We start from the raw sequence: 15,342 nt of genomic DNA on the forward strand, positions 1-15,342 counted from the left end.
GAGGGCAAACCTGCTCTCACGGCTGCTCGACGATCGCCGCATTGCCCTTTAATTTCGCAACCCCGACCCTTATCTCTTAACCGGGTGACGCAGTCGCACTGTCAGTTCTTGAGGATGTTGCACATGTATCACGGCGAAAAGCTAAACGCCTGGACCCACCTGTTGGGAGCTGTTGCGGCAGCAGTAGGCAGCATTTGGTTATTGGTGATGGCGTGCCTCGACGGCAGCCCGCAAAAGATTGTCAGTGTGGCGATTTATGGTGTCACGCTGGTGTTGCTGTACAGCGTGTCGACCGTGTACCACAGCGTGCGCGGGCGTTCGAAGGTGATCATGCAGAAGTTCGATCATCTGTCGATTTACCTGTTGATCGCCGGTAGTTACACCCCTTTTTGCCTGGTCACTCTGCACGGGCCGTGGGGTTGGTCGCTGTTCGGAATTGTCTGGGGCATGGCGGTGATCGGCATGCTGCAGGAGATCAAGCCCCGCTCCGAAGCGCGCATTCTGTCTATCGTGATTTACGCGGTAATGGGCTGGATTGTGCTGGTGGCTGTCAAGCCGTTGCTGGCGGCGCTGGGCACCGCTGGCTTTATCTGGCTGGCCGCTGGCGGGGTGATGTACACCGTGGGGATTATCTTTTTTGCCCTGGATCACCGTCTGCGTCATGCCCACGGCATTTGGCATCTGTTCGTGATTGCCGGCAGCCTGCTGCACTTTGTGGCCATCGCGCATTACGTGATCTGACTCAGGGCAACTAAGCTTGCGGCTTGGGTTTTTTGGTGTCACTGCGAATCTGCGCATGACTGATCAGGGCAAAGATAAAGCTGCCACCGATGATATTGCCGGCCAGGGTCGGGCCGGCAAATATCAGCCAGAAGTCTTTCCAGGGCAGTTCACCGGCAAACACCAGATACGACACTTCAGCCGTACCGACCACGATGTGGGTGAAGTCGCCCAGCGCCATCAGGTAGGTGATGAGGATGATGATCCACATCTTGGCGCTCTCCATGGACGGGATCATCCACACCATCGTCGCGATCATCCAGCCCGAGATGATGCCCTTGGAAAACATCTGACTGACGTCGTTCTCCATGACCTTGTGCCCTATTTCCAGGAAAGCCTTGTCGGTCTGGGTGTCGAAAATCGGCAAGTGCAACATCACATAAGCCACCAGCAAGGTGCCCATCAGGTTGCCCACCAGCACCACAGCCCACAATCGGAGCAGACGCCCGAAATTGCTCAGCGTGGGTTTGCTCATGATCGGCAGTACGGCAGTCAGGGTATTTTCGGTGAACAATTGCTGGCGGGAGAGGATGACGGCCAAAAAGCCGGCGCAGTAGCCGAAGCTGGCTATGACCTTGAAGGCTTCGCCGCTGGGCAGGCGCGAGTTGAGCAACCCCATGGCCATAAGCGACAGGCCCATTGTGAGCCCGGCGGCCAGTGCCGACCAGAACAGGGCGGCGATGCTGCGCTCCAGCTCCTGATCACCCTGCAAACGAATGATTTCGTGCAGGACCGCTGCGCGCGGAGGCTGGTTTTTGGTGACGTCGTGCTTTTCTTCAGCCGACAGGTTGGGGGTTTTGCCGCTGTTTTGGGTGTCCATGAGGTTTCATGACCGTTGGCGTGTGTAAGCGTACGACACGCGCGGGGGCCAGCTGTTCACTCATGCCTGTGGGAGTTGGCTTGTCAGCGATGCAAACGACTCGGTATGCCAGAGAGGCCTTCGTCATGCATTCGCCGGCAAGCCGGCTCCCACAAAGCCCGGGGGATTAATCAGTCTTTCTTTTCATCGTCGAACTGATCTTTGACGTACTTGATTTCGGTACGCCCGTGCGGCGCCGGCAAGCCGTCTTCGCCCAGGTTGACGAAAACCATTTTGTCGACGGTCAGGATGCTTTTGCGGGTGATCTTGTTGCGCACTTCGCAGGTCAGGGTGATCGAGGTGCGCCCGAATTCGGTAGCAGTAATACCCAGCTCGATGATGTCGCCTTGGCGTGAGGCGCTGACAAAATTGATTTCGGAGATGTACTTGGTCACCACGCGCTGGTTGCCCAGTTGGACGATGGCGTAGATCGCGGCTTCTTCGTCGATCCAGCGCAGCAGGCTGCCACCGAACAGGGTGCCGTTGGGGTTGAGGTCTTCGGGTTTAACCCATTTGCGGGTGTGAAAATTCATATTCGCTCCTGACCGTCTTGCCTTAGATGCCTGCCATGATGTCAGACCACAGCCCTCATCTCTATTAACCTTGGACTATGGTCTCGATTAAGCAAATCAAAATGCCGTGGATAAATCCTTGGGAACATCGGCGCGGATGGCTATAATCACCCCCGCTTCAAAACGGTCATTTTTACCCAGTACCGTTCCCGCCACCTGTCCGAGGGGCGCTGCAGCAGGTTCAACCTGTCAGGCTCGGATGGGGCGTTGTTTGTTCAGGGCTCCCTGTTCAGGCACTAAACGCACAACGGCGCCCATTCGCGATTAAACGAATGGAGGCTCTTGATGAGCGCTGTAAACACGCCTGCAGGTTTTACCGACTATAAAGTCGCTGATATGTCCCTCGCCCAATGGGGCCGTCGCGAAACCTTTATCGCCGAGTCCGAAATGCCAGCCCTGATGGGTCTGCGCCGCCGTTATGCCGCAGAACAACCGCTCAAGGGCGCGAAGATTCTGGGCTGCATTCACATGACCATCCAGACTGCCGTGCTGATCGAAACCCTGGTTGCCCTGGGTGCCGAAGTGCGTTGGTCGTCGTGCAACATCTTCTCGACTCAGGATCAGGCTGCTGCCGCGATCGCTGCTGCCGGTATCCCGGTTTTCGCCTGGAAAGGCGAGACTGAAGCCGAGTACGAGTGGTGCCTTGAGCAAACCATCTTGAAAGATGGCGAGCCTTGGGACGCCAACATGATCCTCGACGATGGCGGCGACCTGACCGAGCTGCTGCACAAGAAATACCCGGCCATGCTGAAAAAGATCCACGGCGTGACTGAAGAAACCACCACCGGTGTACACCGTTTGCTGGACATGCTGGCCAAAGGCGAGCTGATGATCCCTGCGATCAACGTGAACGACTCGGTGACCAAAAGCAAAAACGACAACAAGTACGGCTGCCGTCACAGCCTGAACGATGCGATCAAGCGTGGTACTGACCACCTGTTGTCCGGCAAGCAAGCGCTGGTAATCGGTTACGGCGACGTGGGCAAGGGTTCGGCCCAGTCCCTGCGTCAGGAAGGCATGATCGTTAAAGTGTCGGAAATCGACCCGATCTGCGCCATGCAAGCGTGCATGGACGGCTACGAAGTGGTTTCGCCGTTCATCAATGGCCAGAACGATGGTACTGCTGCCAGCATCGACGCTGCACTGCTGGGCAAGATCGACCTGATCGTGACCACCACCGGTAACGTCAACGTGTGCGACAAAAACATGCTGGCTGCGCTGAAAAAACGTGCAGTAGTGTGCAACATCGGTCACTTCGACAACGAAATCGACACCGCTTTCATGCGCAAAAACTGGGCATGGGAAGAAGTGAAGCCACAGGTTCACAAGGTTCACCGTACTGGCCTGGGCGAATTCGACCCACAGAACGACGACTACCTGATCCTGCTGGCCGAAGGCCGTCTGGTTAACCTGGGCAATGCCACGGGTCACCCAAGCCGCATCATGGACGGTTCGTTCGCCAACCAGGTTCTGGCTCAGATCTTCCTGTTCGCGCAGAAGTACGCTGACCTGCCGGCAGAGCTGCAAGCCGAGCGCCTGACTGTAGAAGTTCTGCCGAAGAAGCTGGACGAAGAAGTGGCCCTGGAAATGGTTCGCGGCTTCGGTGGCGTTGTGACGCAACTGACCAAGACTCAGGCCGACTACATCGGTGTGACCGTCGAAGGCCCGTTCAAGCCAGACGCTTACCGCTACTGATTAAAAAAGGCGGTCAGGCTTGCACTGACCGCCTTTTTTTTGTGTGAGAGTTCAGCGTCAGGGGGCGCCTTAACCCCCCTTCGCGTACGCAAGGGTATTCCCATGTCTCAAGACCGTCGTTTCAGCTTCGAGTTCTTCCCGACCAAGACCGATGCTGGACATGAAAAACTGATGAACACGGCTCGCCAACTGGCGACCTACAACCCGGATTTTTTCTCCTGTACCTATGGTGCCGGTGGCTCGACCCGCGACCGCACGATCAATACCGTGCTGCAGCTGGAGAGCGAAGTAAAAGTGCCTGCGGCTCCGCACCTGTCGTGCGTGGGTGACAGCAAGGCCGATTTGCGCGGCCTGTTGACCCAGTACAAGGCTGCAGGCATCAAGCGCATCGTTGCCCTGCGTGGCGACCTGCCTTCGGGCATGGGCATGGCCAGCGGCGAGTTGCGCTACGCCAATGACCTGGTGAGTTTCATTCGGGAAGAAACCGGTGATCACTTCCATATCGAAGTGGCTGCTTACCCGGAGATGCACCCGCAAGCGCGCAACTTCGAAGATGATATCAGCAACTTCGTGCGCAAGGCCCACGCTGGCGCTGACAGCGCGATCACCCAGTACTTTTTCAACGCCGACAGCTACTTCCGTTTTGTCGAGCGCGTGGAAGCTGCGGGCGTGATGATTCCTGTTGTGCCGGGCATCATGCCGATCACCAACTACAGCAAGCTGGCGCGATTCTCTGACGCTTGTGGCGCAGAAATCCCACGCTGGATTCGCAAGCAACTTGAAGCCTACGGCGACGATACGCAGAGCATCCAGGCGTTTGGCGAACAGGTTATCAGCGAAATGTGCGAACGCCTGCTGGACGGCGGCGCACCGGGGTTGCACTTCTATACCCTGAACCAGGCTGATCCGAGCTTGGCGATCTGGAACAACCTGAAGCTGCCACGCTGATTCAAGACCTGTAGCCGCGGCCGCAAGCTGCGATGGGTTTGGTGCGCCACTGCGACGCAGCGGCCCCGACCTTGATGCAGAAAGCGAAGACCCTTCGGTCCTTATCGCAGCCTGCGGCAGCGGCTACAGGGTTTTTCTTGATGCCGGTCGCGGCTACAAAAAAGCCGTTGGGCAGCATGAAATCGGCGCGCCGTGATTGCTCTGTTATACTCCGGGCTTTCCGCCAGGCTTACGCCCGGCCGCTCGTCCTTGTACAAGCCACTCAACCCCGCTACTGCGCAGCTCTTGCCCGCGCGAGCGGTGCGAATGAGCCTTGTGGACTGGAGCAGGACCGGACGGGATTGCGTCTCCTTAAACGCCATTCACGCCAGGCAAGACTATCCCTTTGGGCCAAGCCCTAACTAGAACAGGATTTCTCATGTCCTTTGCTTCCCTCGGTCTCTCCGAGGCTTTAGTCCGCGCCATTGAAGCTGCGGGCTATACCGAGCCTACTCCGGTGCAACAGCGGGCCATTCCCGCCGTGTTGCAAGGTCGCGACCTGATGGTTGCGGCTCAGACAGGTACTGGTAAAACCGGCGGCTTCGCTCTTCCGATTCTGGAAAAGCTGTTTCCCAATGGCCACCCGGACAAATCCCAGCGCCACGGCCCACGCCAACCACGCGTGCTGGTCCTGACCCCAACCCGCGAACTTGCCGCCCAGGTGCACGAGAGCTTCAAGCTCTACGCCCGCGACTTGAAGTTCGTCAGCGCCTGCGTGTTTGGCGGTGTCGGCACCAACCCTCAGGTCCAGGCTCTGGCCCGTGGTGTTGACGTACTGGTTGCCTGCCCGGGTCGTTTGCTCGACCTGGCTGGTCAAGGCAGCGTTGACTTGTCCCACGTTGAAATCCTGGTGCTCGACGAAGCTGACCGGATGCTCGACATGGGCTTCGTCCATGACGTGAAAAAAGTCCTCGCACGTCTGCCGTCCAAGCGTCAAAACCTGCTGTTTTCGGCGACGTTCTCCAAGGACATCACTGATCTGGCCGGCAAGTTGCTGCGCAACCCGGAACGCATCGAAGTTACGCCGCCCAACACTACGGTCGAGCGTATCGAACAGCGTGTTTTCCGTTTGCCTGCCACCCACAAGCGTGCGCTGCTGGCTCACTTGATCACCGCAGGCGCCTGGGAACAGGTTCTGGTCTTTACTCGTACCAAGCATGGCGCCAACCGCCTGGCTGAGTACCTGGACAAGCATGGCCTTAGCGCCGTAGCCATCCACGGTAACAAGAGCCAGAACGCGCGGACCAAAGCCCTGGCCGACTTTAAAGCCGGTGCCGTACGCATTCTGGTAGCGACCGATATTGCCGCTCGCGGTCTGGATATCGATCAGCTGCCACACGTGGTCAACTTCGAGCTGCCAAACGTCGATGAAGACTACGTTCACCGTATCGGCCGTACTGGCCGTGCCGGTCGTTCGGGCGAGGCGATCTCGCTGGTTGCTCCGGACGAAGAAAAACTGCTGAAAAGCATCGAGCGCATGACCCGCCAGAAAATCGCCGATGGCGACCTGATGGGTTTTGACTCCAGCACCGTAGAAGCTGAAAAGCCTGAAGTGCGCGAGCGTCCGGATGTGCGTAACCCGCGCAACCCGCCACGTGGTCCTCGTGGCGACGGTCCGGGTAACCCGGGCGGTGGCGGCGGTCGTAAAGACAAAGGCAAGGAAAAGAGCAAAGAGAAGCCAGCCGCTGCTCGTAGCGAGCGTCCTGCTCGTGAGCAAAAGCCGCGCGAGGCTCAACCTGCCCGTGAACAGCGTCAGCCAACCCCACGTTCGGACGCCAACCGTGCGCCGGACGAGTTCCGCGATGACGATGTAGACAACTTTGGTAACCGCGCTGATTACGTCAGCCCGTACCAGAACAAAAACAACCAGAGCCGTGGCCGCCGTCCGGGTGCTCCTGCAACGGGTACTGGCACTGGCGCAGCGCCAGCAGCACGTACTGGTGGTCGTCAAAATGCTCCGCGTACCGGCAGCGGCGCCAGCACTGGCACACCGCCTGCCAAGCGCAGCGGTCCACGCAGCGGTGCCCCGCGTGACGGTCAAGCCCGTCGCGAAAATCGCCCGGCCCGTGACGATGCCCGTCAAGAGCCAGCGGTTAAAGGCCCACGTGAAAATCAGCCGAAGATCATGCACAAGGAGTCGAAAAGCGATCGTTTCCCGACACCTGAGCAGCTCGATCAACTGCCGAACCGCCCTCGTGGTGAAAAGCCTGCGCTGTTGACTCGCAACCGCTGAGTCCAAAGCGCCCTCACCCTAACTCTCTCCCAGAGGGGCAGGGTGAGGGGCTCTTGATTCACGCATAAAAAAACGCCCCGGCTCTCGCAAGCCGGGGCGTTTTTTTTAGCCGTATAAAAGCGCTATTACTTGGCCTTCACGCCTTCCAGCGAGATGTCCAGGGTCAGCGTCTGGTCTGCGCCCGGGCTCTTGATGCCGAAGTCGTTCAGGTTCACAGACGTGGTCGCGTTGAAGCCAGCGCGTTCGCCACCCCACGGGTCCTTGCCTTCGCCGTTGAACGTTGCCTTGAACGTCACTGGCTTGGTCACGCCGTGCAGGGTCAGGTCGCCTGTTACGTCAGCTGTTTTCTCGCCAGTCGGTACAACCTTAGTCGACTTGAAGGTCGCTTCCGGGAACTTGCTCACGTCCAGGAAATCTTTGCTGGCGATATGCTTGTCACGTTCTGCGTGGTTGGAGAACAGGCTGGCGGTTTTCAGGGTGACGTCAATTTTGCTGTCCGCAGGCTTGGCAGCGTCCCACGAGAAGGTGCCGCTCCAGTCCTTGAATGTGCCGTGAATAAAGCTGAAGCCCAGGTGGCTGACTTTCCAGTCGATAAAGGCGTGCTGGCCTTCCTTGTCGATGGTGTAGTCAGCAGCCATGGCCTGACCTGCGGTCAGCAGTGCAGTACCGAGTGCCAGCGCAGCGAGGGTCTTTTTCAACATGCGGTCTATTCCTTTTGAGTTGAGGTTGAGCATCAGGCTTTGCGCCCCAGCATACGGGTCAGGGTCGCATCACGATCAATAAAGTGGTGCTTCAAAGCGATGAGGCCATGCAGCCCGGCAAAAATCACCACGGCCCACGCCAGGTACAGATGCACGACACCGGCCACATCGGCCTGATCGGGCAGGTTGGAAATCAGTGCAGGTACTTCAAACAGGCCGAATACCGGGATGCCCACGCCTTCAGCGGTGGAGATCAGGTAGCCAGCGATCATTAGTGCAAACAAAGCCAGATACAAAAAACCGTGGCCCAGTTTTGCGCCGATACGTGTTGCCTTGCTGTAGCTGGTCAGGGCAGGAGGCGCCGGGCTGATCCAGATCCATATGACACGTAGCAACATTACTGCGAGCAGCGTCAGACCAATGCTCTTGTGCAGGTCTGGCGCTTCTTTGCGCCAAGGGCTGTAGTAGTCCAGACCAACCATCCACAGACCCAGCGCGAACAATCCGAACACTGCCAACGCAACGGTCCAGTGCATGAAAATACTGACGGCACCATATCGAGAAGAAGAGTTACGTAGCTGCATTGCCAACATCCTGTGGGAACTTGAGCCTAAGACTAATGGTTTACCTATCGAATGAAAGCGCATTTTTTCGCTGCAAGTTATCGATAAATACGATCTGTAGCCTGGGTGCCAATAATTAAGCAAACGTTAACAATATTTTGTGTCGCTATTGTTTGTCTTCAGGCGTCAGTAAGGTGCTGGGATTTGTAATAGGTTGTGACACGCGGGCGGATTGCATAGGCTTGCGCGATTGTTTACCCGCGCACGTCGGGAACCAGCGCCAGGAGAGTGGGAAATGGGCCTGAATAATCAGTGGATGCAGCGAGATCTTGCCGTTTTATGGCACCCCTGCACCCAAATGAAGGATCACGAGCAACTGCCGTTGATCCCGATCAAGCGCGGCGAAGGCGTGTGGTTGGAAGACTTTGAAGGCAAGCGTTACCTGGATGCCGTGAGTTCCTGGTGGGTCAACGTATTTGGCCACTGCAACCCGCGTATCAACCAGCGCATCAAGGACCAGGTCGACCAGTTGGAGCACGTGATCCTTGCGGGCTTTAGCCATCAGCCGGTGATTGAGCTGTCCGAGCGACTGGTCAAGATGACGCCCGAAGGCCTGACCCGCTGCTTCTACGCCGATAACGGTTCGTCGTGCATCGAAGTCGCGCTGAAGATGAGCTTTCACTACTGGCTCAATCGCGAGCAGCCGAACAAAAAGCGCTTCGTGACCCTGACCAACAGCTACCACGGCGAAACCATGGCCGCGATGGCCGTGGGTGATGTGCCGTTGTTCACCGAAACCTACAAGGCGTTGCTGCTCGACACCATTAAAGTGCCGAGCCCCGACTGCTACCTGCGCCCCGAAGGCTTGAGCTGGGAAGCCCATTCGCGCACGATGTTTGTGGCTATGGAACAGACCCTGGCCGAGCATCACGACACGGTGGCTGCAGTGATCGTCGAGCCGTTGATTCAGGGCGCGGGCGGCATGCGCATGTACCACCCGGTGTACCTCACTCTGTTGCGCGAGGCCTGCGATCGTTACGGTGTGCACCTGATCCTCGACGAAATCGCCGTGGGCTTTGGCCGCACCGGAACCATGTTTGCCTGTGAACAGGCGGGCATTACCCCGGACTTCCTGTGCCTGTCTAAAGCGTTGACCGGTGGTTATTTGCCGTTGGCTGCCTGCGTAACCACTGAAGAGGTTTACAGCGCGTTCTACGACGACTACCCGACGCTGCGCGCTTTCCTGCATTCCCACAGCTACACGGGTAACCCGCTGGCGTGTGCGGCGGCTCTGGCGACGTTGGATATCTTCGAAGAAGACAACGTGATCGAGAACAACAAGGCGCTGGCTCAGCGTATGACCAGTGCGACTGCGCATCTGGTGGATCATCCTCATGTCTCGGAAGTGCGTCAGACCGGTATGGTTCTGGCCATTGAGATGGTCCAGGACAAAGCCAGCAAAACGGCTTACCCGTGGCAGGAGCGCCGAGGTCTGAAGGTATTCCAGCACGCACTGGAGCGTGGCGCGTTGTTGCGTCCGTTGGGCAGCGTGGTGTATTTCTTGCCGCCTTACGTGATTACCCCCGAGCAGATCGACTTTCTGGCTGAAGTGGCCAGTGAAGGGATCGATATTGCGACCCGCAGCGACATCAGCGTGGCCGTGCCATCGAACTTCCATCCGGACTTCCGCGACCCGGGTTAAACACAATTTTGTAGGCGCTGCCGCAGGCTGCGATAAGGGCCGCAGGACCTTCAATACACCAAGGTCGCTGGGGGGCAACCCATCGCAGCCTGCGGCAGCGCCTACATGAATAATTAAATTTTCAGAGAACCCATATGAGATTGTCCCGCTTCTTTATCGACGCCCCCTTGAGCCTAGGTGAACACGAATTGCCTGAAGCCCAGGCGCATTACATTGGCCGCGTACTGCGCATGGCCGAGGGCGATGCCCTGCAAGTGTTCGACGGCTCGGGTCAGGAGTTTTTGGGGCGCTTGCTGGAAGTCGGCAAAAAACGCGTGCGCGTAGTGCTGGACGAAACCTTTGCCGGGCAAGTGGAATCGCCATTGGCTATCCACCTTGGTCAGGGCCTGTCCCGTGGCGAGCGCATGGACTGGGCGATTCAAAAGGCTACCGAGTTGGGAGTGACCGAAATCACCCCGATCATGAGTGAGCGCTGCGAAGTGCGGCTCAAGGACGAACGCGCGGATAAGCGCCTGGCCCACTGGCGCCAAGTGGCGATCAGCGCCTGCGAACAGTGCGGCCGTTCGCGGGTGCCGGTGATTCATCCGCCGGTGATGCTCAGCGACTGGATCAAAACCACCGAAGCCGACCTCAAGCTGGTGCTGCACCCGGTGTCCGAACCGTTGGCCAGCCACGCCAAACCTGCACGTCTGGCGTTTTTGATCGGCCCCGAGGGCGGCTTGACCGACAGCGAAGTCGACCTGGCCCAAGCCGCTGGCTATCAGCCTGCGCGACTTGGCCCACGGGTACTGCGCACTGAAACTGCACCGGTTGTGGCTTTGGCTGTGGCGCAGCAGTTGTGGGGTGATTTCTAAACGCTGTGGGATGCCAGCCGCGTAGCAGCTGCCGGCAACGCATTTGGCCTTTAAAATCAGGCGTTTCGTACGACGTTTCGCTTTTAATCTCGTGAAACATCCGAGAAAATCCAGCTCGCTTGCGCCTGTCCAAATCGGGGAATAGTCTCGGCCCATCGCTGCAAAACGGCGGTCGGGTTTAGTCGCCCGGCTTGAAAACTTGACGCAAAGTGTCATCGCTATGGTGGCCGTGCGTAGGGCACCTTCGAGTGCGCCGGTTTCCAAGTTTTCCGGTCGACTAACCTGCGTACGGCTGCCACCCATTCGTTTAGTCGCGATCAAGGGCAGCTCCATAAATTTGGAGAACCCATGAAAAAGATCACCCCCGACCCACCTGTTTTGCCCCTCGATGCTGCTGACAGTCACGACCCGTTACTTGATCGTGCCGCCACTGAACGTGCGCTCAATTTTTACCTGCAACACCATAAGCCTTATCGCTCCATGGGCACGGCCATGTTTGCCATCCCGGACAGTGTCAATTGCGAAGCGGCTTTGGCCCAGGCGTCAGACTTGTTGCGCTGTGCGGGTGCCTGCGCGAATGAGGCGGGGAATGGTTTGAGCGGGCCCGCGCGCGACTTGGTGTTGTCGACCGTGCACTTGGTGGAGCTGGCCAAAGGTTATGTCGACAAGTCGCTGGACACGCTGGTAACGCACTGAAGCAGCACGCGCCTGATTGGCGACAGGCGCGTAATTTTGGAGCCGCTAGCGGTTATCAACGCCTGGGTATAAGCCTCACCAATACAGCCCCCTTACTCCACCGGATCACTCACGGGTTTGGCGATGATCTGCTTCAGTTCAGCGGTCATCGGGAACTCCAGGTTCAGGCCGTTGGGCGGGATCGGTTGTTCGAACCAGCGCTGGTAGATGCTGGTGATTTCGCCGGACTGATACAGGTCAGCCAGGGTCTTGTTGACCACGGCCAGGAACTGCGGGTCGTCCTTGCGCACCATGCAGCTGTAGATTTCCCGCGATTGCTCGTCACCGACCACGACCCAGTTGTGCGGGTCACGGGCTTTGGCGCGTTCGCCGTAGAGCAGTGCGTCGTCCATGTAGAAGGCCACGGCGCGACCGGTCTCGAGCATCTTGAACGCTTCGCCATGGTCTTTGGCGCTGATCACGTTCATGCCCATCTTGTGGTCGGCGCTGTAGCTTTTGATAAAGCGCTCATTGGTGGTGCCCGCGGTGGTCACGACGTTTTTGTCGCGCAGATCATCGAAGCCTTTGATGCCGCTGTTCTTGGCGGTCAGTAACTGGCCTTTGACGTAGATGAACCCGTACGAAAATGCCACCTGCTTTTGCCGCTCTGCCGTCACGCCGGTCGAGCCGCACTCCAGGTCAACGGTGCCGTTCTGTACCAGCGGAATGCGGGTTTGCGAAGTGACCAGGTTGTATTTGACCTTCAGCGGTTTGTCGCCCATTTGCTGCTGGATACGCTCGACGACCTTGTTGGCCAACTCCACCGAATAGCCCATTGGTTTACCGGTGTTATCGCCGACATAAGAAAACGGCACCGATGCATCGCGATAACCCAGGGTAATAGTCCCCGAGTCGGCGATCTTCTTTAGTGTGCCCTGCAGCGGGGTCTCATTGGCTTGCACGGTATGGCTGATCAACAGGCCCAGGGTGCAACTGATCAAGGTTAGTTTTTTCATTTTTTTGTTTTCCCCTAAAACAGATTAATGACGAACAGCAATCACGCTTATTTCCACCAACACCTGTGGGCGGGCCAATTCGGCTTGCAGGGTGGTGCGGGTGGGCACTTTGCCAGCCGATAGCCAGGCTGACCACACGGCGTTCATGGCCGCGAAGTCGCGTTGAATGTTCTGCAGGTAAATCGTGGCGTTAAGAATATGGTCCTTGTCGCTGCCGGTTTCGGCCAGCAGAGCATCGATCTTGCCCAGGACCTCTTGGGTCTGCGCGGTAATATCTTCGCTTTGCGTAGGGACCTGTCCGGACAGAAAGACCAGCGCTTCGAAAGTCGCGGCGGCGCTCAAACGGTCGTTACTGTTGATGCGGTGAATCGTCATCGGGCTTTCCTTTTTGTCGGGATGGCGCATTCAAGCGGCCAGGCCTTGCATGTCTATGGATGTTTTACGCTGTGCAATCAGCTCGCTGAGCAAGCGCCCGCTGCCGCAGGCCAGAGTGAAGCCCAGTGCACCGTGGCCAAGGTTGAGCCACAAATTGCGATAGCCGCTGGCGCCAAGGATGGGAACGCCGCTGGGGGTAGCAGGGCGCATGCCGGCCCACTCAGTGGCGTTGTCGTAGTTGCCCGCAGCCGGGAAAGTACTGCTGGCCAGTTGGCGCATTTGTGCCAGGCGCTTGGGGTCCAGGGAGGGATCGAAACCGACGATGTCGACCATCGCGGCAATGCGCAATTGTTCGCCGATACGGGCGTAGACAATTTTGCGGTCGTAGTCGGTGATGCTCACCTGCGGGGCTTTTTGCGGGTCGCTCAGAGCCAGCGTGAGGCTATAACCCTTGAGCGGATACAGTGGCAGGTTCATGCCTGGCAAACGCAGGGCCGGGCTGTTGTGCCCGGCAGCGAGCACCAACTGATCGACCTCCAGCACCTCGTCGCCCATTTCCACAGCCTGTACTGCACCGTTGGCATGGCGCAGACGGGTGACGGTTTTACCCAACATAAAAGTGCAGCGGCCACTGGCCTGCAGGCGGGCGACCAGTTGCTGGCAGAACGCGTGGCAATCACCGACTTCTTCGCTGGGGGTATAGATACCGCCGACAAACGCCGACCCCTGCAAGCCGGGCTCCAGGCTGGCGCATTCGCTGGCTGACAGCGCTTGCTGAAATGCACTGCCGACAACTTTTTTGCGCGCTTTGTCGAAGTTTGCGTGTTCACGGAACGCCACCAGTTTGCCGTTGCGCTGCCAGGCGAAACCGTCCAACTGATCTTCTTCGCGCCATTGCTGCAAGGTGGCCTGGCTGAGCAACGCAAGGCGCAGCAAGTGCGCGCCATTGCGCTGGTTCACCGAACTGCGGCACGCCGCCATGAACGAGGCCAGCCAGCGCCATTGGGCCGGGTCCATGCGTGGGCGGAGCTTGAGTGGCGAGTCGCCGCGCAGCATCCAGCCCATCGCCTGCCAAGGCACCCCGGCATCGGCCAGCGGTGCGACATAGCGGTAGGAGAGCTGGCCGCCATTGGCGAAGCTGGTCTGGCTGCCGAGGGTTGGCTGAGCCTCGATCACGCTCACTTCAAAGCCATCGCGCACTAATGCATACGCCGTTGCCAGCCCGATAACGCCCCCGCCGATGATACAAACTCGCTGTGCCATGTCAGTCCTTAGCCCGCTGTTGAACGGACTTCAGGTTAGGGGCAGGTGACAGGCGGCGAACAATGAATAAAGATGGCTCTCCCATAAACAAAGGTTATGGACTGCTGCCATGCGCTTGCGTCATATCGAGGTGTTCCAGGCGATTCGCCAAACCGGTTCTGTCAGTGCGGCGGCTCAACTGCTGCATGTATCGCAGCCTGCGGTCAGCAAGGTGCTGCAACACGCTGAACAGCGTTTGGGCTTCCCGCTGTTTTTGCGGGTGCGCGGTAAATTGCAGCCCACCCCCGAAGCGCTGTTGCTGGAACGCGAAGTCGACAAGGTGACCGAGAGCCTGCAAGGCGTGCAGCGTTTGGCCGAGAGCCTGCGTCGCGAGCCGGGGCATCGTTTGCGCATCGGCAGTACGCCTGCATTGGCGTTGTCGCTATTGCCGCCGGTGATCAGCGAGTGGACGCGCCGTTATCCGGATATCAAGTGTGAACTGACCAGCGCCCATAGCCGTGAGTTGGTGCAAAACCTGTTGATGCGCGAACTGGATGTGGCCCTGACTTTCAAATTGCCCGACCATCCGGGGCTCAAGGCTCGGGCATTGGCCCACGGTGTATTGGTGGCGCTGGCCCCACGGGGTTACTGGGCCGATGAAAGCGAAGGCGTGGCGCTGGCGCTGGATGAGTTGGCGGATGCGCCGTTGATCGGGCTGAGCAGTGCCGATCCGTTGTTTGCCCGACTGGACAGCTACCTGCAAGCGGTAGAGCCGCCGCCACGCATCAGCATCGCGGTACAGACCTATTCGCTGGCGCGGGCAATGGTGGAGTCGGGTGCGGGGTTAGCGGTGATTGATCCGTTTACGGCGTTGGGGGCGTCGCGGGCAAGTACCGTGATCCGGCCGCTGACTCCGGCGCTGCCGATTACGCTGTACGCGTTGACGCGGGCGGATGAAGCTGCGGCGCATACGCTGGAAGGGTTGCTGCAACTGTTCGCTGAACGGGCCAGCGAGCAGTTGCAGCGGTTGGCGGGTGGGTAACACCATTTTAAAAATTGTGGGAGCGAGCCTGCTCGCGAAGGTCGTT

15 protein-coding genes and 1 riboswitch are annotated in these 15,342 nt (G+C 58.4%); of the genes, 8 read left to right on the top strand and 7 right to left on the bottom strand.

What is annotated here, in order from left to right; translation table 11 throughout:
• The first annotated feature begins 123 nt into the window (after window positions 1–123).
• Window positions 124–741: a PAQR family membrane homeostasis protein TrhA gene (trhA, locus tag N7D90_RS01550; RefSeq protein ID WP_261740585.1), complete on the top strand. Its 618-nt coding sequence runs from the start codon at window positions 124–126 to the stop codon at window positions 739–741.
• Between the two features lie 10 nt (window positions 742–751).
• On the opposite strand, the gene N7D90_RS01555 is transcribed toward trhA, so the two are convergent.
• Together N7D90_RS01555 and N7D90_RS01560 are read right to left on the bottom strand one after the other, a co-directional pair.
• Complete coding sequence (locus tag N7D90_RS01555) at window positions 752–1,600, bottom strand: formate/nitrite transporter family protein (protein WP_261740586.1); 849 nt, start codon at window positions 1,598–1,600, stop codon at window positions 752–754.
• Between the two features lie 170 nt (window positions 1,601–1,770).
• Window positions 1,771–2,172, bottom strand: a complete 402-nt coding sequence (locus N7D90_RS01560; RefSeq protein WP_019409147.1) for an acyl-CoA thioesterase — start codon at window positions 2,170–2,172, stop codon at window positions 1,771–1,773.
• A gap of 195 nt (window positions 2,173–2,367) precedes the next feature.
• A riboswitch (S-adenosyl-L-homocysteine riboswitch) is annotated at window positions 2,368–2,474 on the top strand.
• Between the two features lie 22 nt (window positions 2,475–2,496).
• Here N7D90_RS01560 and ahcY point away from each other — a divergent pair.
• From ahcY to N7D90_RS01575, 3 genes are all read left to right on the top strand, one after another.
• Window positions 2,497–3,906, top strand: coding sequence for an adenosylhomocysteinase (gene ahcY / locus N7D90_RS01565; protein WP_261740587.1), 1,410 nt, complete (start codon window positions 2,497–2,499; stop codon window positions 3,904–3,906).
• 102 nt (window positions 3,907–4,008) lie between these two features.
• The gene (metF, locus tag N7D90_RS01570; RefSeq protein WP_261740588.1) at window positions 4,009–4,854 is read left to right on the top strand and encodes a methylenetetrahydrofolate reductase [NAD(P)H]; all 846 of its coding nucleotides are present in this window, start codon (window positions 4,009–4,011) and stop codon (window positions 4,852–4,854) included.
• A gap of 418 nt (window positions 4,855–5,272) precedes the next feature.
• Window positions 5,273–7,126 carry a DEAD/DEAH box helicase gene (locus tag N7D90_RS01575; protein WP_261740589.1) on the top strand — a complete coding sequence of 618 codons (1,854 nt, stop codon included), beginning with the start codon at window positions 5,273–5,275 and terminating at the stop codon, window positions 7,124–7,126.
• A 125-nt stretch (window positions 7,127–7,251) separates the two neighbouring features.
• On the opposite strand, the gene N7D90_RS01580 is transcribed toward N7D90_RS01575, so the two are convergent.
• Together N7D90_RS01580 and N7D90_RS01585 are read right to left on the bottom strand one after the other, a co-directional pair.
• A complete protein-coding gene (locus N7D90_RS01580; RefSeq protein ID WP_261740590.1) occupies window positions 7,252–7,827 on the bottom strand; it encodes a YceI family protein in 576 nt (191 codons plus the stop codon).
• 32 nt (window positions 7,828–7,859) lie between these two features.
• Entirely contained in the window at window positions 7,860–8,411 is a 552-nt protein-coding gene (locus N7D90_RS01585) for a cytochrome b (RefSeq protein WP_261740591.1), read from the bottom strand.
• Window positions 8,412–8,685: 274 nt separating this feature from the next.
• Here N7D90_RS01585 and N7D90_RS01590 point away from each other — a divergent pair, with 274 nt between their 5' ends.
• From N7D90_RS01590 to N7D90_RS01600, 3 genes are all read left to right on the top strand, one after another.
• Window positions 8,686–10,092: an adenosylmethionine--8-amino-7-oxononanoate transaminase gene (locus N7D90_RS01590; protein ID WP_261740592.1), complete on the top strand. Its 1,407-nt coding sequence runs from the start codon at window positions 8,686–8,688 to the stop codon at window positions 10,090–10,092.
• 134 nt (window positions 10,093–10,226) lie between these two features.
• Window positions 10,227–10,946, top strand: coding sequence for a 16S rRNA (uracil(1498)-N(3))-methyltransferase (locus N7D90_RS01595; protein WP_261740593.1), 720 nt, complete (start codon window positions 10,227–10,229; stop codon window positions 10,944–10,946).
• 348 nt (window positions 10,947–11,294) lie between these two features.
• A complete protein-coding gene (locus N7D90_RS01600; protein WP_261740594.1) occupies window positions 11,295–11,642 on the top strand; it encodes a DUF6124 family protein in 348 nt (115 codons plus the stop codon).
• A 92-nt stretch (window positions 11,643–11,734) separates the two neighbouring features.
• Here N7D90_RS01600 and N7D90_RS01605 read toward each other — a convergent pair whose 3' ends face one another.
• The 3 genes from N7D90_RS01605 to N7D90_RS01615 are packed head-to-tail and all read right to left on the bottom strand — an operon-like array spanning window position 11,735 to window position 14,275.
• On the bottom strand, window positions 11,735–12,637 hold the full coding sequence (locus N7D90_RS01605) for a transporter substrate-binding domain-containing protein (protein ID WP_261740595.1): 903 nt from the start codon (window positions 12,635–12,637) through the stop codon (window positions 11,735–11,737).
• A 24-nt stretch (window positions 12,638–12,661) separates the two neighbouring features.
• Window positions 12,662–13,012, bottom strand: a complete 351-nt coding sequence (locus N7D90_RS01610; RefSeq protein ID WP_261740596.1) for a RidA family protein — start codon at window positions 13,010–13,012, stop codon at window positions 12,662–12,664.
• Between the two features lie 30 nt (window positions 13,013–13,042).
• Window positions 13,043–14,275, bottom strand: a complete 1,233-nt coding sequence (locus N7D90_RS01615) for a D-amino acid dehydrogenase (protein WP_261740597.1) — start codon at window positions 14,273–14,275, stop codon at window positions 13,043–13,045.
• A 109-nt stretch (window positions 14,276–14,384) separates the two neighbouring features.
• Here N7D90_RS01615 and N7D90_RS01620 point away from each other — a divergent pair, with 109 nt between their 5' ends.
• Window positions 14,385–15,296 (top strand): LysR family transcriptional regulator, encoded by a 912-nt coding sequence (locus N7D90_RS01620; protein ID WP_261740598.1) that lies wholly within the window; start codon window positions 14,385–14,387, stop codon window positions 15,294–15,296.
• The last annotated feature ends 46 nt before the right edge of the window (window positions 15,297–15,342 follow it).

Origin of the sequence: Pseudomonas fragi (assembly GCF_025426255.1) — a bacterium.
GTDB lineage: Bacteria > Pseudomonadota > Gammaproteobacteria > Pseudomonadales > Pseudomonadaceae > Aquipseudomonas > Aquipseudomonas kulmbachensis.